Below are 19,281 nucleotides of genomic sequence, written 5' to 3' on the forward strand. Positions count from 1 at the left end.
CCTATTGGGAGAAAGTGGATCGGCACGCGACGCCGAGCCACATGAGCCGTCAGCGTGTTGCTGGGCCTGACGCGAGCCTCATCTTTGGATGCGTCCGGGAAACTTTCGGCATGGTGAGGCCATGGGAAGTCTGCTCGTTATCCATTGGGTGTTTGCGGATACCTGAGCATGCCCCGTGCCAAGTAAGAAAGCCCCGATTCGCAAGGTTTGATCCAACCTTGATACTTGCGATATCCGACATTGTCGGGCATCCGACAGAAAGCGCCTTTCGCCGGCGCGCCGGCTATGACGCTCGCCTCCTCCGGCGTGACGACGATCCTTTGGCGGGCGCCGCGCACACCGATCTGCCCGCCTATCAGCACCGCGACATCGAAGGACAGCGCGATCGTGACTGGATGGGTCTTACGCAAACATGCAGCAGTGCCACCGCGATCAGGACTTCATCCGCCCCACAAAGACCCGAGCGCGAGGGACGACGTGTAAGGCTAATGATGCCGCGCATAAAGAGGTAAGGTCCCTCGTCGTACCGGCGAGCCCCTTCGCTGGGTCTCGCGAGGGTCTGGTTTGCGAACGTCGACCGACAGCATCACGGCATGGGCGGCCCCATCGGTAGGCAAGCATTGACCGTGCCATCAGCGTTGAGGCAGCGCAGAGCCCAATTTCCCGGTGCCAGCCGGTACGTTGGAGCTTCAACTGTGGCCAGCCAAGCGGGCCGAGGCCGTGAAACTCCTGATACCCTGGACCGTCCGGATTGCAACGCACGACGCCTTGGTCTCGCGCCAACGTCCATTGACGCTCAGCGAAGCATCATGCGGACGAGCTGGGAAAGCTTGGCCGGGCCGGCGCCTTCCCAGGCGCATGGGACGCGCGACGACCCATGTGGACCTTGGATTTCACTACGCACTTACGCTGCTTTGGCCTTGTCAGCAGCCTGAGCATAAAGCGTGCTCAGCTTTCAGGGCGAGCCTCTTTCATGTTGATAGCATCTGTCGTCATTCAGGATCGCCCCATTTTCGCATGCCGCTTGCAGCTTTCAGACTGTTGTCAGCCAGGGCCGCCATAAAGGGTCTCGTTTAACGCATTCGGGAGGCTTCATCACTCGACCACATTAATTTCGGGCGGTTCGCCGGCGCTCCGAATGGCACTTAACACCAGATCCTCTCCAAACCCGTGATGATCCAAGAGGAAAACGAAAAATCCCTAAATCATAAAAAAGCACCGATACGGTCGGCTCCAGGCTGATGAAATTGCGGTCTCACTGGCCACGCACGATACTTGCGATGGCGATGGCCATTGCAAAGGCCGGTCAAGCACCCAAGACGCTGACAAGCACGCCTCCGACCAAAGCTCGATCGTTGGCAGCCTTTCTAGCCGTATACTTGGGGCATTTTGGGACGGCGATCCGGACGCCGATTAAAACCTGCCGGTCGTCTAAATGGAATGGTTGGTCCGGGTCCTTACTGGACCCCGCCAACCCGATCGGGCCGGCGCACAGGGGCACCCAGACAATTGGACACGTCGCCTTTGCGCGGCGGCTTGCACTTTCTCGGATGGCCTTTTTTCTCCCCGGGCGAAATCGAGCGAGCGGTGAGGCGGAGCCTTCGATTTTGCCGATCATGTCGTGTCGCTTCGATCGAACTGCTCAGACGATGATAGCGGCATTGATTGCCGCGGCCGAAATGCGTTGTGTGAAGTACGATTTCTACGCCGTATACATACTGCCGTACAGTTCGCCCTGTCAGCAGCCTTGCCAGCAATCCGCCCTGTGTCCAACTGTCGTCGAATTCACCGGTGTCATTGAGGAATTCGTATGATCGCCTCGAAACCATCATTGCGACCGCGGGCGGGCGACGCAAGCTCTAGACTGCCACCGATCCGCTGGATAACCATGTTAGCGATATGTAGACCAAGGCCTGAGCCCGCAGCAGGAGTAGCACCACGACTAAATCGCTTTGTAAGCCCTTCGAGGTCGGGGAGGGGCACCACCGGTCCGGCGTTTGCAATAGCGATGGTTCCATCAGTTTGGACGGAAACTGTTGTCGGAACAGTGGGCAGTCCATGTATCAGCGCATTCTCGATCAGGTTACGAAGGAGGATCCCAAACGCATCGACATCCACTTTGCGCATCAAAGTGGTGCAGCCGTCGACGTTAAGATGCAGGCGTCCGGCATATTGCGGCTTTTTCCTCAGGTCGTCGATTTCCAGCCGAACCGATCGGACAAGATCGATCGCGTGATCCGCCATGCCAACCCCCGATTCGGCTTGAGCGAGCTGAAGCACTTTTTCGACAAGGCGGCCAAGGCTCGACAGCGCTTGCTCGATGCCGCGCGCACGCATTTTGGCCGACCCATTGGGAAGCTCGGCCACTAATCTCTGCATCTGAGCGATTGAACCTGCGATCGGCGTGCGCAGTTCATGCGCACTGTTTGCGGCGAACTCGCGTTCGGCCTCGAGAGCCGCCCGCAGACGATCGAGAAGCCGATTGACGGATGCCGCGATTGGAGCCAACTCTGCCGGGAAATCGCCCAAGTCCATTGGTGACAGATTGCCGCCGTCGCGCGATCCGATCTGCTGTCGCAGTACCTCGATTGGCCGCAGCGAGCGCCGGATCACGATCCACCAAACAGCTAAGCTAAAGGGCAGGAGCACGAGTGTCGGAAGGAAGACAAAAAGTGCGCCCTTCGCGATTGTGGTACGGCGGCCATCAAGCGGTTCGGCCAACTGATGATACACGCCGTCTTGGATCTCCTCTGTGTAGACGCGGTAATCAGCGTTTCCCCAAAAGCCGTTACTCAGGGGAGCATCAGGGAAGGGCTGCTGACCCTCTTCCGGTTCGGAAATAAGCACTACCCCGTACTTATTAATAACCTGCTCACGATAGGTCCAGTACTTTTTATAAGTTGGCAAGTGGTTATTGTATTGATCAACGTGTTTTCCATTCAAGACCTTGATCAGCTCTGGTTCTCTGTACTCTGCGCTCGCCTGGAGCAAGTCATCCGAACTTTCGTTTACATTATTGCAAAAAATGAACGCAGCAATGGTTGGGGCGGCGATCCAAACCAGGAGCGTTGCCCCGCCTAACCACGATATCAGCTTTCTCGTCATGCTGTTCGAGTTCGTCATGTGACCACGAGCCTGTATCCGGAGCCACGCACGGTTGCTATTCTATCCCCGCCGATCTTCTTGCGGAGCCGGCTGACATAAACCTCCACTGTGTTGCTCTCGAACTCCGAATTGAATGAATAAAGCGCGTGCTCGATCCTCCCCTTTGAAACGACCGAACCGGGCCGGCGTAGAAGGCAGTCGAGCACCGCCCATTCGCGTCCAGACAGGTGGACCTCCTGCCCGTCGCGGAAGAGGCGTCGCTCGGCTGCCTGTATGGAAAGCGTCCCAACCGAAAATTGCGGCTCCGGAAAATGCCCTTGGCGACGTGCCACTGCACGGATGCGTGCCGAGAGTTCCCCCAGATCGAACGGCTTGACCAAATAGTCGTCGGCGCCAGCGTTGAGCCCCTCGATGCGGTGCGAAATCCGATCGCGGGCTGTCAGAATGATGACCGGCGTTGTATCAAGCCCCTTGATCAGCTCCCGCAGATAGTCGATGCCATTGCCGTCCGGCAGGTGAACGTCGAGCAAAATAACGTCGTAGCCGGCCACAGCTGCATGACCGCGCGCTCCGGACAGGCCCTCGGCCCAGTCGACCGCGTGGCCACCAGCCACCAAATGATCGTGCACAGCACTTCTAAGGTCGTCGTCGTCTTCAATGAGCAGTATTCGCATCAGGCTGCCGAGCTCCGGTATGAGGGCAAGGCTCCTGCCTTATTGATCGAAGCTGACAGTAGGCTGAACCGGCGCCAGCGAATATCTGGGGGCTTTCAGGCTGCTGTCAGCTACAATTGCAAGAAAGGGGTCGTTAACAAAGCCAAACGAAGAGGCCTTATGAAACCCCTCCTGATCTCGGCACTTTTGCTCAATGTGACCACCGGCGGCTGTACACTGGTTGGCGGGCAATTCGACGTGGCGGTCAACGAATGGCAGCCGCGCCACGCGTCAATGTCCAGGCTTGAAACTGACAGGTGTCTTAAATACGAGGGCACCGTAGCGGGTGCCTCCAGTTATCGAACAGTGCCTAGCAGGTCAGAAGTGCACTTTGACCATAGGGGTCGTCCGTATTTTCGGCGCTCGCGAACAGAGTCGACGGTCAATCGATGCGCCACTGCCAGAGTCTGGAACGGTCAAGTGTTTGTTATCCCCCGTCCGGGCCATATTCTCTGCCGAGGACCAAGAAGGCCCTATTTTCGGTGCCCACGAACAGAGCCAACGGTCAATCGATGCGCCACTGCCAGGGTCTGGAACGGTCAAGTGTTTGTGATCCCCTGTCCCGGCCGTGTTCTCTGCCGAACTCGCCCTTGTAGTCGGCACACCAAAGATCGTTAGGGCGACAGCCGTTTGAAAGTGGTGTCCCCGTCGCCCTGTTGCGCCTGCGCTTGCGGCGCTCGACCATGCCGGCGGTCGAGCACGGCATGCACGGTCGAGATCGCGGGCCGGTGCACATCCGGATACAGCCGGGCCAGCCGCTCGCGTATCTTCGGCGCACCCCATGTCGGCTTGTCTTGCTTGAGGCGCACAATCAGCTTCTCGATTTGAAACGGAAGCTGATTGGCGTGGCGATAGGGCCGCCGCGATCGGTCCGTCAGCCCCTCCAGGCCGCTGTCGTTGTAGCGCGTGAGGATCTTGTAGCCGGTCTTGCGCGAGATATCGAACTCCCGGCAAAGCACCGCCATCTTCTCGCCGTCCAGCAGCCGGGCGACGAACTTCAGCCGCTCTTCCATGACGTTACACTCCTTCCAAGGCACCTTGCTCTCCTTGCAAAGGGCCGAAAGTGTAACCCATCTATCCGGAATGAACTGTCACCCATCTTTCGGGAAGGGCAGTCATGGCCAAGGCAACTGGAAGCCGAATTTTCTTTTAGAGTATGAATCAGCGCCGTCTGCCGAAAAGCGCGTCCACGATCTTCCCTTTTGAAACGACCGTGCAGGGCTGGGGCAGACGGTAGTCGAGCACCGCCCATCCGCGTCAAGTCAGGTAGACCTCCTGCCCGTCGCGGAAGAGGCGTCGCTCGGCTGCCTGTATGGAAAGCGTCCCAACCGAAAATTGCGGCTCCGGAAAATGCCCATGGCGACGTGCCACTGCATGGATACGCGCTGAGAGTTCCCCCAGATCGAACGGCTTGACCAAATAGTCGTCGGCTCCAGCGTTGAAGCCCTCGATGCGATGCGAAATCCGATCGCAGGCTGTCAGAATGATGACCGGTGCCGATTCAAGTTCCTTGATCAGCTCCCGCAGATAGTCGATCCCATTGCCGTCCGGCAGGTGAACGTCGAGCAAAATAAGGTCGTAGCCGACCACAGCTGCATAATCGCGCGCTTCGGACAGGTTCTTGGCCCAGTCGACCGCGTGGCCACCAGCCACCAAATGATCGTGCATAGCACTTCCAAGGTCCTTATCGTCTTCAGTGAGCAGTATTCGCATCATGCTGCCGAGCTCCGGTATGAGGGCAAGGCTCCCATCTTATTGGTCGAAGCTGACAATAGGCTGAACCGGCGGCAGCGAATTATTTGGGGAGCTTTCAGGCTGCTGTCAGCTACAACTTGCAAGAAAGGGGTCGTTAACAAAGCCAAACGAAGAGCCCCTATGAAACCCGTCCTGACCTCGGCACTTTTGCTCAATGTGACCCCCGGCGGCTGCATCAGCAAATTGATTTGGGAAACAGGCGCGCCGGTTCTAATGACCGACGCAGGCCGAGGTCTGGAACAGCTGGACCAGCGAACGGCGTCTTCGGTTTTTCAGGCAACAGCCACATGGAAGAATATGATTGGCTCGACCATGCGCCGAGCTTTGTCGAACGGATTGGTCGCGGGCGCACTACCACAGATTATGGCAGGTTTACGCCCTGGCCTTGACACCCGGGGTGATCGTCACCGGCGGAGCCGCGGCGTACTGATCGGATATCTAACGTCGCTGAGTCTCTCGTCGGTGCAGTGGATCTCTCGGCTTAGCCATCATGCAAAAAACGACGGTTCCGCGACACCACTTTTCAGGTCCGTGACACAGGCTTTGTGAGCCGATCTGTTGTTCTTACCCCAGGCTAATGGCTGAACAGCTCTGTCGCCGGCTCGATGCGCCAGATGGCGCGATGTTTTGAACCCTTTCACGAGGCGACGGCAGCAGCCGACCGGCTCTCCTATCGCGGCTCCCGCGATCCACACACCCAGCAAGGGAATCTACCATGGTAATGAAGGCACCGGTTGCCGACGCTAGGAATGGGTCGGTAGTAGATCGGCTGGTCGGCATCGACCTCGCTCGGGGCCTGGCTGTCTTCGGGATGTATGCCGCCCATCTCGGTCCCGACCCCGGCGAAGGAGGACTAGTCGGGTTTCTGATGGAACTAACCCATGGGCGGCCGTCGGCCCTGTTTGCCGTATTGGCCGGTTTTTCAATCCTCCTGATTACAGGTCGCAAGGCGCCGAAGTCGGGGATAGCCGGTAGACAGGCCATCGCCAGAGTCGCAATTCGTGCCCTTGTTTTGCTCGCGCTTGGCTCAATCCTGGGCTGCCTCGGTACCCAGGTCGAAGTCATCCTAGAATACTACGGAATTTGCTTCTTGTTGGTATTGCCGCTCCATCGGCTCAGCGCATATCAGCTGGGCTTGATCGCTGCCGCTACGGCATTAGTTCTCCCGCAAGTCCGTTCCTCCCTTCTGTCGGTTGCCCCCAACCTCCTCGACCCGGTCTTCAACCTCATGGTCAACGGCTACTATCCCGCGGTGACCTGGGTTCCTTTCCTCATCGCTGGCATGGCCATCGCGCGCCTTAATCTTAATACGCTAGCAGCGCATTGGCGCCTTGGTCTGGCGGGGGTCGCGCTGGCCGTGTTGGGCCATGGGGGATCCTTGCTCGCGCTGAGTTCCCGCGCTTTGACTGAAACCTCCTTGTGGTGGTCTGACGTTGACGGCGCTTTTGAGCCTTCCAAGTCGTCATTTATAGTCAAGTCGTCATGGATAGCCGCACCTCATAGCGAAACGACGCTTTCGATCGTGGGCAGCACCGGTTGCGCAATGATCATCTTGGCGGCTTGCATGCTCGCTGTGGATGCGCTCCCGCGTCTGCGAAAGCTGGTCTGGCCAATAATCGCAGTCGGCTCGATGTCTTTGACGGCCTATGTGCTGCACATTGCGGGAATAGCCTATCTTATGAAGATAAACATTTTCAAAGACGAGAGCCTGTCCACGCTCTTTGGCTTCGTTGTGGTTATCAGCACTTTTGCGGTGCTTTGGCTGCGCGTCTTCCAGCGAGGACCGATGGAAGTGCTGATGGGTAGGGTCGCAGATCTCGCGCGTCACATCCGCTGAGCACCGCCGCGCCCCGGCCTCCCGATCACATTACGGACAAGGTGGGGCTTTGTCCAAAGCTTGTTCGCGGCAGGGGAGGGTACTTCCTCCCACCCTGCCGCCTTGTTGATGGAAGCTAAAACGGTCGCGCAGGCGCTAGAGTTGCATCGGCATAATCAGCTTAAACTCGCGAAGTTAAACCCGCGGTTGGTCTATCTCGGCCCGCCTCACCTGAAAGGCTAAGGTATCCGTTTCGGTCAAGGGTTTTAGGGGCCATTTTCGCTGCGCCTTGAGGAGAGCGTTTGCTAGGATGAGGAGCTTTCGCAACAAGATGATGACCTTTGCGGGTTTGCCTGCCGCCTTTAGCGCCTGGTATTTTGCCTTGAGGTCGGGGTTGAAGCGCAGGGCGAAGGGCCGGGCATGTAGAGGGCCTGGCGAACATTGGCCCGGCCGCCCAGGCGCGGCCGCTCCATTTTGCCGAGGCCGGCGAGGCTTGCGGCCTTTGGTTCCGAGTTCCGGCATGTCGATGGTGAGTGTGCAGGCGGTGGCATCCGATGCGCCATATGCTGGTCAGGATTTCGCGGCGCTGGACAGCGTCGGGATCGGCTTTCATGAGGGTAAGCATCGTCTGATCGATATCGCTGAGTTCACGTGGATCTGCTTCCAGCCACTCGTTGTTGTGGCGCCTGAGCAAGGCAAGCGGTCAAGGTCTGGCTCTGGTGCTGGCTGCGGTGCGATCCCCGCACGGGCCAGGTGCCGATCGTGTCGACGATCCACCTCGCCGCGACCAGAGAGCTGCTACTCTCTTCCGCTGTTCATTCTGGCCTCTTCGCAATGAATGTCATAAAATCACCTGTCGCAATTAATGGTTTTTGATTTGGCTCCAGCAGCTGGCAGATATCGCCGAGAGTTCCGCAGAGAGCGTCGAAAGTTTTGGCCGCCTTCTTCCGCAGCCGCGCCTTGAGTTTTGAGCAGACCTGTCTTGATCGGGTTGAGATCGGGCGAGCATGGCGGCAGGATCAGGAGCCAGTGCCCTTTGGCCAACCAGTGGGCGGCGCGTACCTTGCCGACAATCTGGGGTTCCGAACCCGACAGTTGGTTTTCAACCCGACAGTGGCCCGCCTCAGAGCAGGCTACCGCCCTTCGGAGCAGGCAGAAGCTAATCGAGGTTCGCGGGTTCCGGTTTGAATGTGCAGGTCGCTGCGCGCCTGATCTTTCGGTCTGGCGGCACATGACAAAAACCCTCATTTTGGCCGACGATACCCGGTCAGGAGCGGGTATCGCAGTCGAGAAGCGACCCGAGCACGTCCACAAGATGTGCCGAGTTTGCAAGGTGTGTCATTGTTTCTGTCAACGTTCGAGCGACAGCGCACGACGAAACGTCTGGCATACGCCTCGTCTGGCACGCGCCTCGCATATGTTGCAGTTGCTGCTGGAGATCAGGCGATCGAGTGGGCCTTGCAATTTTCCGATTTTGATGCGCCTAAAGTCTCGTGTACAAATCAGGCTGGCGTGAATGGCCTGCCTAAGTTGCGACTTATTACAAAGGAATGGATATGGCGACTGGAACGGTGAAGTGGTTCAACAGCACGAAGGGTTTTGGTTTTATTCAGCCTGACAACGGCGGTCAGGATGTCTTTGTCCACATTTCCGCTGTTGAACGAGCGGGCCTGTCGACCCTTAATGAGGGCCAGAAGATCAACTACGAGGTGGAACAGGATCGCCGCACGGGAAAGTCCTCTGCAGGCAGCCTCAGCAAGGCTGGCTAACGGTCCGGGAAAGCCTTGGCAAGGTTCGTCATCGCCGGAACGCATTGACGGCTCGAAACCCGGGCCGGAGCATGCAAGTTAATGCCGCGGCAGGGATTGCTGGAGCCATCATGAATTACTCTGGAAATGAGGCTCTTGGACGGGAAAGGCGGGGCTCATCCCCGCCCTTTGATTCCGCGCAGATTGGGCCAACGGCTGCTGCGCGTCCGAACGACTGTTGATACGGATTTAGGCTGCGACCTTCTTGCGGGTCCGTTTCGCCGGCGCCGTGGCTGGGGCTTCCGGCTCTTTCGGTTTGCGGCCGAGTCCCATGGTCTTGGCCAAGGCGGAGCGCGCAGCGGCGTAATTCGGCGCCACCATGGGATAATCCGACGGCAGACCCCATTTGGCGCGATATTCGTCTGGGGTCAGACCATAGTGCGTCGCCAGATGGCGCTTTAGCGATTTGAATTTCTTGCCGTCTTCAAGGCTAATGATGTAGTCCGGTTCGATCGACTTTTTGATCGGGACAGCAGGTTTTTTTACAGGCACAGGCTCTTCTGCCGGTATGAGTCCAGCCGTGCCGTTTAGAGCCCCGTGCACTTGGGCGATCAGGGCAGGAAGCTCCCCCGCCGGGACGGGGTTGTTGGAGACGTAGGCTGATACAACATCGGCAGTGAGCTCGATGAGGATGTCGGTCTTGTGGGGTTCTTCTGTCATAAACTTCTCCGGGCAGCTTGAAACACAGTTGGGCGAAGTGTCGCTTCATAGTGGCGGTTGCCGCTGAAAGCAAATGGATCGACGGGTGCGCTGCTCCTCCACCATTGAAGTCTCGGCGACGCATCCCGTCATCGTCCATCGCTAAAGGCAGCGTATTGAATTATGGGAGCGGTCGCGCCCGCCCCACCATAGCGATACAGCAAGACAATCAAAAAAGCCGGTCTTTGCTTGGCCCCAAATCTTTTCTCCTTTCGTGAACGCTGAGCTGCCAAGCTGCTACAGTTCACCTCGCGGGGCAACCGTGCACAACACAGGAGTCGCCCGAGCGATACATTCTTCACTTGCCGCTTATCAGCGCTGGTGATTGCACTTTGCAGCCTGCCTCCGGACCCGCAGCGCTCACGCTGTTGGTTTTGCGCCTGCAGGCGTCGGAAGTCGGATCGCCGCAGCTAATTTCCTCAGGCGGACGAATTCAACAAATCGATTGTTTGGATCGAAGGCATCCACACCATCGATGCCTCTAGAATAGGATCCAGCTACAATCACCGTGCTGTAATGGCAGGGACGGCCAGCACAAGCGCGACACGATCCGGCGGGTCCATCGCTGCGTTACGTATTCATGGCTACTGCATCGGGCGCTCGGTCGACCGCCTTAAGCCAGGTCGCCGCATTGCGAGACGGTGACCGGCGAGGGAGAGGGCGCTCTGGCAACGAAGCGAGGCGGGTGGCCTTGCGGGTGGCCGCGTGATGTCATCCGGCTCTCCTGCCGATCTCTGCCGGCCAGATCTGGAGCAACTGTTTTGCATAGATATGGCTCTCTTCAGGGGGCCATCTATGATGGGAGCCGAGCGCGTGTTCGAGCCGGGGAACAGGCTGCGCATGCACTGTGCCCACCTATTGCGATCGTGCTAACCTTGGTTGTTTGGACTTGCCGTTAAAGGCAAGCGACAGATTGAAGTTATGCTGCACCATCTGATTGCCTGGCTCGTTTTCGAGAGCTCGCCGATACAGGGCCTGTGCCGCGTCATGCCGCCCCTCAATGTCCAAAATCACGCCCTTCGCATTCAATGCACGTACGTTTCCTGGGGCTGCAACCAAGACGCTGTCGAGCACCTCAACCGCTTCGTGCGGGCGCTTCTGGCCCACCAAGGCATTTGTAAGTCGTATCGCCGCATCAACATTGTCCGGGTGCTGCTTCACCTCATCCCGCAAAGCCCGCTCTTGAACATCCTGACCAACTTCGCGCAAAATGCGTTCGCGCATAGCCGGATCGATTTGATCGGCGCTGAGCAACTCGGGGGAAGATGTCTCCTGCACGGAAAGAGCCGGCTTTTGCCAGCTGGCGCAACCGCCCAAAGGCAGAATGGCGAGTACGGCAAAAAGAAGTGAGTTCCGGCGCAGAAACATAGGCGATGGAGAAACTGTATTACTATTCATGTTATCTCTCAGTTATCGGGGAGGCGCGTGGCGTTCAGTTAGGAAAGGTGGGACTACTCTAACAATCCGCTGTTCGATCCGTGCGGGAGTGTGACGGATCCTGCGGGGCGAATTGTAAAGTCGGAGGCGAGGTCTTGATAAGACAGCACGGCGAGATCAACCCCGTTTCGCGTCAGAAAGCCGCGGACGAAACGTCGGACATCCATCGACGTCAACAGAATAGGGCGGGTTTGACCCGGTTCTGCGTTCGAAAGGACCTGACGTATCTGTGATAGCATCGCTTCGCTTTGCCGATCCTCCAGTGCGAGATAGGGGCCTGCATCCGAATCTCGAACCGCGCCACGCATCACATCCTCGCTCTCGCGCTCGACGACCAGGGCGGACACGATGCCCTCCGTGTTGGCATGGCGGTGGCAGATCTGTCGCTTCAAACCAGAACGGACATATTCCGTCAGCAGGGCAACGTTCTGCTCACGCTCGCTCCATTCGGCCAATGCCTCCAACACGAGACGGGTGTGGCGGATTGGGATACCTTCCTCCAGGAGGCGGCGCAGAACATCGGCAATCCGAGGAATCGGCGTCGTGCGTAGCACCTCTTTCACAAGCTCAGAATATTCCTGCTCCATTCGGCCCAGGAAATGTCGGGTCTCTTGGATGCCCACCAATCGCGGTGCGTAGCGGGTCAACGCTGCATGGACGCGCAAGGCGAGGAGTTCGCCGGGAGCCCTATGCTCCGTGCCGGCGCCCGTAAGGGCCTTTGCAGGGGTATGTTCAACCGGGAGTGTGTCCGTTTTCGGCTCACGTCTAAGGGGGACACCGCTCGAGTCGACGTGCGCTACATCGGCTCGGAGCGCCATCTGGTTTGGATCTAAGGCGTCCTGTTCGACTGGCACGCCCTCGACATCAATTCGGAATTGCGATTCAGGCAGCTGCTCGTCAACCAAGACAGGGATGCGAGGAACGATAATGCCCAGATCGGCTGTGACCAGGAGCGAAACGCGCCCAATATGTTTTTGCAATTCGGCTTGATCGACCGCCTGCATAAGATCTGGCGCTAGAAAAAATGCGATCGGGAATTCCTTCGCAGGCGCGGCTTGCTTAGGCTCCGCTGCAGTTCCACCTTTCGCATCGGCAGTGCCGGCGCCCAGCACATCAGCCTTGACAATGCTTACCGCAGCGAACACTGCGGCCAGCATCAGAAAGACGGGGAGGGGAAACCCAGGAACGAACCCCATTACAACCAGGACGCCGGCCGCCAGTCGCAAGGCTCGAGTGCTGGCCGTGAGCTGACTGACCATTTCTGTACCGAGGTTGATCCTCGCCGTCCCAGTCACACGGGTGACGATGGTCGCCGCAGTAATGGAGAGCAGAAGGGCCGGAATCTGCGATATCAATGCATCGCCTATCGTCAGCAGAGTGTAGTGATGCAGTACCTCGCCGAAGGACATGCCCTTGGAGAGCAGGCCGATCGAAATTCCACCCAGCATGTTGATGCAGATAACCACCAGCCCGGCGATGGAATCGCCCTTCACAAATTTCATCGCGCCGTCCATCGCGCCATAGAGTTGGCTTTCCTTCTCCAATTCGGCGCGCCGCCGGCGGGATTCGTTGGCATCGATGTGGCCGTTGCGTAGCTCTGCGTCGACCGCCATTTGCTTGCCCGGCAGAGCATCCAGCGTGAAACGCGCCGCCACTTCTGCCACCCGTTCGGCACCCTTCGCGAGGACCATGAATTGCACCATGGTGACGACCAGAAATATGACGAAACCCACCACGATATTGCCTGAAATGACGAAATCGCCAAAAGTATGAATAATGCTGCCGGCCTCCCCCTCGGCCAGGATCAGTCGCGTCGTTGCGACCGTGAGCGCGAGACGGAATACAGTGGAAATCAAAATAACGCCGGGCAAAGAGGAAAAATCAAGTGGAGTACTGACATACAGGGCAACCATCATCAGCAGTATGGCCAACCCCATATTGAATCCTATCAGGGCGTCGACCACCACGACCGGGATAGGCATGACCATCATCGCGACAGCCAGAAGCAGCATCAACGCAACCATTAAATCCGGGCTGGCCGGCGCACGCTTGATGAAGTCACGCAGGACGTTGGCCATCGAGACACCTTTGCAATCGGTTGAGACTTACTCTGCTGTTACGCCATGAAACGTGGCTTTCGAACTCCGAAGGCGCCTCAGCCTTGGCCAGCGCGTGACCCTGCATGAGAGCCACAAGCAGGCGCGAAATGGCTGGGCAGCAAATGTTTCCAACGCAGCCAGCTTGTCAGCACCGAGCGCGACAGGATGTTTGGCTGGCCATAGAGTGCTGCTTGATGGGGCCTGCGAGCTTTCAATATTGGAGAGCAGCAATGCGGCCATTCCTGCTCAGCAGCACACGGCTGTCCTCAATACGTTCGACCACCCATCCATCAGCCAAAATGGCGCCGACAAAATACTTCTCGCTGTCGATGACAATATATGGTTGGACCCCATGCCACACAGCTTCGACCGCGATTGCGGATGGCGCCTTCTCCTCTTTGATGAGCACTCCGTTCACCAGTGTTAGAGTACCCTTGGTGCGACGATCGAACGATTGCTGAAGCTTCTGCCAGCTGATGACCGATTCAGACGTGACGGTGCCTTCGGCGGTCACAACACCCTTTGCCGACCCAATCTTGACGTCGAGAAGACCCGCTCGATCGACTTCCTCCTGCAGCTCTTGGGCCGCTGCCTCCGTAAGTTCATTGTCAGCGCGGTGACTGATCGTTCTGGACGCGACTTCAGCCCGAAGTGAATTGGGGCTCGATCCACTTGCATTGCCAAGATAGGAGATCGTGCCTGAAAGCGCGCCGATCCCGAGTGAGCTGATTATGACCATGGCGAGCACACCGATCGGTAGGCGCGGTATGCCGGTCGAACCAGGCGGCTCTGCATCCTGCACGGACAAAGCAATGGACATCTCGCCTACGAGCAGGACGACAGGAAGGGGCACAACAACGGACTGGCCTGCGGCGATATTCCGGTTGCCCTCGATACTGAGTCCGGGTGCAAGCGCCTCCAGTTCGATCGACTTGCCAAGAAGAGTTACACGAAGGTGATGCGGTGCCAGTCCCTGCTCGACAAAGACCAAATCGGCATCGAAGCCGCTGCCGATTAAACACTTTTGAAGATCCGTCTTGCCGGTCAGACCGCAATAGTGCCCCGAACGCACTTCGAAACGGAGGGAAACGGCGTCATCCACAGAGCATCTCTCAAACAGGATAGAAGCCGCATGGCAATTGCCATGCGGCTCATTTCGGGACTACGTCGCGTCAATAAGGAGACGCGCTAGGGGGCAGTCTAAAACCCGCTTCCGACATTACGAAACGCGTTCGTCGGCGGCCTTCTTGATGGTCTGGAGATTGGTCGTTAGAGTGCGCAACTGGACACTCCTTTTCGTCGCCTCCAAGCTAACATTGGTTAGTTCCTGCACTTGCGCCTGAAAAGCAGTAGCATCAGCTCCGCTTGTATTGCCGGGAGTGCCACTGTTAGTTTTATCGGTATTGCCGGCGCTACTGGTATTGGTATTGCCTGATTTTTTATTATTATCAACTGCAGCCATGATCATTCCTTTTTCTGTTGGAGTTGTGCCGTCAATAACGGCCTGTATGACCTCACGCCGGATTTCCCGCGTCAGGCATCTTCTGTGTCATCCAAAGCTTCATCGGCCTCAGCCATCGCATCGTTCGCGAATTGGAACGCGAACGATCGCAGGATACTTTGGAAGGCTTCACTTTGTGCTGCAGACTGTGAGTTGTCTTGAAGTTGATCATTTGAAACGGTCCGGTTATCCGCCCGATCGTTCCCGCCAGCTGCCTTGCCATCATTCCCACCAGCTGGCTTGCCATCATTGCCATCAGCCGGCTTGCCATCACCAGAATGCTCGGATTTCGAATCCCCATGGCCCTTTCGGATCAAGGAAGTCCCGAGGTTGCCAACTCCACTCCCAATTGCTGCTATCATCAGGTACTCCGGCATTTGCCATTGGCGGCGACGTGTTAAAGGTTAGCCTCGATCAAGCTAAGGGCGGGAGCTTTCGAGAACCTGACGGCTTTTGACAAAAACCGGCCAGCGCAAAAACGTATGCTCTGCAGGATGTTGCTCTCGCATCGAACAGTCGACCACGATCTCGGCTGTTCGGCCAATCCCGCCGTCCACGCATGCCGCGACCGAATGGCAGCCGCAGCAGCTCGTTTGCATCCTCGATGCTGTGGTGTCGAACAGGAGACACGGTCCACGTGCTGCATGACCGCAATGACCGTATTCTTGCTGGCTCCACGGGCGCACGCAACGAGCAGGAACTCGGTCTTTGCATCACCATTCTCTCGCCTGCACATCACGGCCCGGCGCGGTGAGCTCATTGGCTTCGAGAAGGTCGGCGACCGTACGAACATGGGATGGTCTGCCGGCTTTGGGAGGCCGGTGCGGATCCTCTTCTCACCATATCGAAAGCTTGAAGCGGTCGGATTTTCTTGCCCTGTTCGTGAGAACTCCCATCGTCAGCTAATCGTCAGCCAAGCGGTCTATCTAGGCCGGCCGTGCCTGACCTTCGGATCCAAAGGTCCCGTCTCGACACTTTTTGTAACTATAGATCGAAATGGTCCGCGTGATACGCAACGCACACGCTTCTCTGAAGCAAATGTGTGACTTTGTCGGTGGCGAACGAGAGGAGTGACGCATCAATAAAATCGTCAGGCACGTGTCTAGGAAGGGGAGCTAGCCGAGTTGGTCTGATTTCATTCGCTGTTCCTGGAAATCGGCGGACTGAAGCGCTGATAATCTCAGGACATCGATGGCAACGTTGCGAAAGTCCTGTGAGCTCGGGCCAATCTTGGCCTGCTACTGAGAAGCACTTTGGCGGGAACATTACGCCGTCGCGGGTCTGGCTGACCGTGACGTTAACCGAAAGATGCCGCTGGTCTCGTCAGCCGCCAGCACAATAGCAGCACATTCTCGCCTACTACGGAGACGCAATATGAAGGGCATTGGCCGACCACGGAAATCGCAGGCTGAAACTGGAGCCAGCCGCGCGGGGCGGGCGAGCAGTTCCCTTTCGCAATCAAGTCTTGCTGCGGGAGAAGGTGGACAGTCATTCGATTCCGTTGTGGAGCAGATGCGCTCTGGGGACGCCGATAGGAGGCCCTCCTCCCTTCCAGTTGCGCGCGGTCCAGGCGATGCCCGCGAAAGTCTGCCAGGCGCCTCGATTGGCGAAGATCAAATCCTGAACACACCGCGACGTGGAGCCGCTGCGCCACCACGCGGAACCGTAGCGCCACGTGGCGCAGCCGCAAGGCGGCGCGGTTCTCCCTCCATGTCTGAGGGCGAAGCCATGGCGCCGGTCGGTAGCCAACTATCAACCGCGCAGGTGGAAGGCACCAGCTCATCGTCAAATGAAGATATCAGTCCGACACAGCTCAGAATGAACAGTCTTGTTCAACAACTGACTGATTGCGAGGCTGCGGCCAGGAAAACCGACGTCCCCGAGGAGGCGGTGGAGCTGATCAGTCGGGTCGTCGATGCAGCCTCAGCAATTCTGGAGTACCGCGCTAGCCTGCCTGCGGCTGAGGCGCAGACAATTATGCCAGACGACAAGGTGCGTAGATGTTGCCAGATCGTGTGCGACGCCGCGAATGAAGTAGACAAACTTGGCCTGTCGACGATCACGAAATTGGACAAAAAGACCAAGAAAGCGGCAGGTATGGTCGATAAACTCTACTCCTACTCCCAGGCGGACCGGCAGGAGCTGTTGATTTTAAATGTGGAGAACCACCATACGGCGGCAATTAAGTGGTGGGAAAAAAAGGCATGGCGCTCCGAACGGCAGCGATCCGCCTGCGCTGCCACCGCTAGCCTATCCAGTGGAACGCCCGTGATGCGGGAAGCCGAGCGGTGCGCACTGCGGCTGCGTGCCGGCTCGGTACTGAGTGTCAGGATCTGGCTGGTCCGTGAGCGGATCGGTCTTGCGCGGGCCAAGATTGAACTGCGGGCGAGCAGGTTCGAGCCAGATTTGAAGGAACTCCTCGTCGGTCGAAATGGAGTGGTGCAGCTGATGGCAAGCGCCGCTCAAGAAGCTCTTCGCGCCCTCTCTTTGGCGAAGGGCATAATGGATGATGGCAAAACACTCAACGCTCATGATTGCGCGGTTGTAGAAAAAATCATGGAGCGGCTTTCGGATTTTGGATTGGCGTTGCACGAGGTGCATACCAAGCTAAGCCATACCTACCCAGATGCCGGCCTCCCATTGAAACTGTTCGAACGGATCGTGGACGATGCATGGATCACTGCGCACGATGCCATGCACTTGTTGAACCTGCAGTCTCCGCCGTCAGCCATCATGGCGCCACAGGCCCAGGCGGGCGCTGCGATGCCGGCCAGGGCAGGCGCTGCGATACCGGCTGGCACTGCTGGTACGGCTGCAGTGTCAGAAGGCACTACAGCGCGAAGGAAAGGGAAGTCAAAGCATAAGTCGGCAGCTCGCGCCGGGACTTCTGCCGCCGGGCAGCCATCAACACCAGTCGCTGCGAACGCCGGCACAGTGCCAGCAGCCAAGGTTCTCGCGCGCTCGGATCAAGTTGCGAGTACACAGGTGAGAGCGCAAGAGGTGGCTGCGAGTTCGTCGGGGGCAGGCTCGACAATCGGGGGCGCCGCGTTGTCAATGGAGGTATTGACGGAGCGGCTCAAACGATTGGACGAACTTTTGCAGTTCGATCTGGCCGGTCAGCAAAGCGTCGTCTCCCAAGTGCGCCAGATGAAGCCTGAGGAGGCCGGTAAGGTCGTGGACGATGTGGCCCAGTACCTGCGAGCCCAGGCCATTGAGATGCAAACCTGTCTCGCCGGGTTGCAGGGGCGTAATGTACGCCTGCTACTCACCTCCACCCAGCTACCCAAAGTGCACGAACGCACAGACCAGCTCAAAGGGTTGCTGAACATGGTGCTGGGACAGGCCAACGCATTGAATGAAGGAAAAGCCGGCATTACGACTGATTGCATGAAGACCTACGCATTTCCGGCGCAAAAATACCTGGAACATTTGTGCAATGCCGACGAATTGATGCCGCCGGAGGCACCGGTCGCGCTGCGTGGCGAGCCAGGAAAGCTGTTTGAGATGAAGCTGCAGCCCAAGATGCTGGTCAATGGTGCGATGCCGAGCCCGATGTGGGTGCACATCCACACGAGTCGCCCCGTCATGGCCAGAAACTTGGAAGGGCTGGCTGATTCCGAATTCACCGCTTGCCACGTTAAATCCAACGAACAGCGCGGCTACAATCGAGAGCGAGAGGAAGCCGATGCTAGGTCCGGTCGCGAGAAGGTCATAATTCATCGCGGCAAACTCACCCCCGCTTTCTGTAAGTCCTTGTTGACCTCAGGGCTTGGCCGCCAACCACGCCATTCGCGTGCCGAGCTCCCGTCGGCGCAGGCTGCATGACAGGGCACTCAGAATGCGGCCGGCCACGCTGTGAGTCAGCGAGCATTTCTCCTGGCCAAACCGCGAATGCCGCTGCGCGAGTTGCGGTCCGGCGATTGGAGTCGATCGGCTACCGTCAGGGCCGATTTGCGATGTCGCGTTACCGGCTGTTGACGTGGCGGCGTATCTTGCCTCCCATCCAACTTATCGCCGAGATCGCGCCGCCAAGATCGAGGCGGAAGGTCTTCCTGCGAGCGCGGAGCAGGCATAGCCGATCCGATCGGGATCGGCGCATCGCAACGACCCAACGGTGTGGTGGAGAAAATTGGATTCGGGAGAGCTCGGTTCCAAGAGGCGGAGTTCCGGCCCGAATACAATCCGCTCGCAAGCACCCACGATGCGCATCCGCAGTTTATTGTCTGGGAGATGGGCTGGATTGCTCGGCGGCGCTGGCGCTAAGGCGGGGCTGTCGCCGGACAATTAGCATTCACTGCCAACAGCCTTGCAACCGTCACCAGTTGCAAGGCTCGGCGGCGGGTCGACA

The 19,281-nt window shown here is 58.0% G+C and carries 12 protein-coding genes and 2 pseudogenes; 3 read left to right on the forward strand and 11 right to left on the reverse strand.

What is annotated here, in order from left to right; genetic code table 11:
* Positions 1–1,794: 1,794 nt before the first annotated feature.
* The 4 genes and pseudogenes from EJ067_RS19695 to EJ067_RS19710 all read right to left on the reverse strand — a co-directional run bounded on the left by EJ067_RS19695 (position 1,795) and on the right by EJ067_RS19710 (position 5,534).
* Positions 1,795–3,123, reverse strand: a complete 1,329-nt coding sequence (locus EJ067_RS19695) for a HAMP domain-containing sensor histidine kinase (protein WP_126063917.1) — start codon at positions 3,121–3,123, stop codon at positions 1,795–1,797.
* Positions 3,120–3,779: a response regulator transcription factor gene (locus tag EJ067_RS19700; RefSeq protein WP_024505389.1), complete on the reverse strand. Its 660-nt coding sequence runs from the start codon at positions 3,777–3,779 to the stop codon at positions 3,120–3,122. The genes EJ067_RS19695 and EJ067_RS19700 overlap by 4 nt, the downstream gene beginning before the upstream one ends.
* A gap of 619 nt (positions 3,780–4,398) precedes the next feature.
* Positions 4,399–4,831: pseudogene (locus EJ067_RS19705) on the reverse strand (helix-turn-helix domain-containing protein); the annotation flags it as partial.
* A gap of 244 nt (positions 4,832–5,075) precedes the next feature.
* Positions 5,076–5,534, reverse strand: a complete 459-nt coding sequence (locus EJ067_RS19710; RefSeq protein WP_224570033.1) for a response regulator transcription factor — start codon at positions 5,532–5,534, stop codon at positions 5,076–5,078.
* A gap of 754 nt (positions 5,535–6,288) precedes the next feature.
* Between EJ067_RS19710 and EJ067_RS19715 the strand changes: the two genes are divergently transcribed.
* Positions 6,289–7,410, forward strand: a complete 1,122-nt coding sequence (locus tag EJ067_RS19715; RefSeq protein WP_024505387.1) for a DUF418 domain-containing protein — start codon at positions 6,289–6,291, stop codon at positions 7,408–7,410.
* Positions 7,411–8,204: 794 nt separating this feature from the next.
* Here the strand turns inward: EJ067_RS19715 and EJ067_RS35480 are convergent.
* Positions 8,205–8,421: pseudogene (locus EJ067_RS35480) on the reverse strand (transposase); the annotation flags it as partial.
* Positions 8,422–8,945: 524 nt separating this feature from the next.
* Here EJ067_RS35480 and EJ067_RS19720 point away from each other — a divergent pair.
* Positions 8,946–9,158 carry a cold-shock protein gene (locus EJ067_RS19720; RefSeq protein WP_008874821.1) on the forward strand — a complete coding sequence of 71 codons (213 nt, stop codon included), beginning with the start codon at positions 8,946–8,948 and terminating at the stop codon, positions 9,156–9,158.
* A gap of 228 nt (positions 9,159–9,386) precedes the next feature.
* Here the strand turns inward: EJ067_RS19720 and EJ067_RS19725 are convergent, their stop codons facing one another.
* The 6 genes from EJ067_RS19725 to EJ067_RS19750 form a co-directional block, all read right to left on the reverse strand.
* A complete protein-coding gene (locus EJ067_RS19725; protein ID WP_024505385.1) occupies positions 9,387–9,857 on the reverse strand; it encodes a MucR family transcriptional regulator in 471 nt (156 codons plus the stop codon).
* 894 nt (positions 9,858–10,751) lie between these two features.
* Positions 10,752–11,294, reverse strand: a complete 543-nt coding sequence (locus EJ067_RS19730; protein WP_081714429.1) for a tetratricopeptide repeat protein — start codon at positions 11,292–11,294, stop codon at positions 10,752–10,754.
* A 53-nt stretch (positions 11,295–11,347) separates the two neighbouring features.
* The gene (sctV, locus tag EJ067_RS19735) at positions 11,348–13,411 is read right to left on the reverse strand and encodes a type III secretion system export apparatus subunit SctV (RefSeq protein WP_024505383.1); all 2,064 of its coding nucleotides are present in this window, start codon (positions 13,409–13,411) and stop codon (positions 11,348–11,350) included.
* 232 nt (positions 13,412–13,643) lie between these two features.
* Positions 13,644–14,534, reverse strand: coding sequence for a hypothetical protein (locus tag EJ067_RS19740; RefSeq protein WP_024505382.1), 891 nt, complete (start codon positions 14,532–14,534; stop codon positions 13,644–13,646).
* Positions 14,535–14,651: 117 nt separating this feature from the next.
* The gene (locus EJ067_RS35485; protein WP_224570034.1) at positions 14,652–14,894 is read right to left on the reverse strand and encodes a nodulation protein NopA; all 243 of its coding nucleotides are present in this window, start codon (positions 14,892–14,894) and stop codon (positions 14,652–14,654) included.
* 71 nt (positions 14,895–14,965) lie between these two features.
* Positions 14,966–15,295, reverse strand: coding sequence for a hypothetical protein (locus EJ067_RS19750; RefSeq protein WP_081714433.1), 330 nt, complete (start codon positions 15,293–15,295; stop codon positions 14,966–14,968).
* Positions 15,296–16,643: 1,348 nt separating this feature from the next.
* Between EJ067_RS19750 and EJ067_RS19755 the strand changes: the two genes are divergently transcribed.
* Complete coding sequence (locus EJ067_RS19755) at positions 16,644–18,758, forward strand: hypothetical protein (RefSeq protein WP_245454733.1); 2,115 nt, start codon at positions 16,644–16,646, stop codon at positions 18,756–18,758.
* The last annotated feature ends 523 nt before the right edge of the window (positions 18,759–19,281 follow it).

Origin of the sequence: Mesorhizobium sp. M1D.F.Ca.ET.043.01.1.1 (assembly GCF_003952385.1) — a bacterium.
GTDB lineage: Bacteria > Pseudomonadota > Alphaproteobacteria > Rhizobiales > Rhizobiaceae > Mesorhizobium.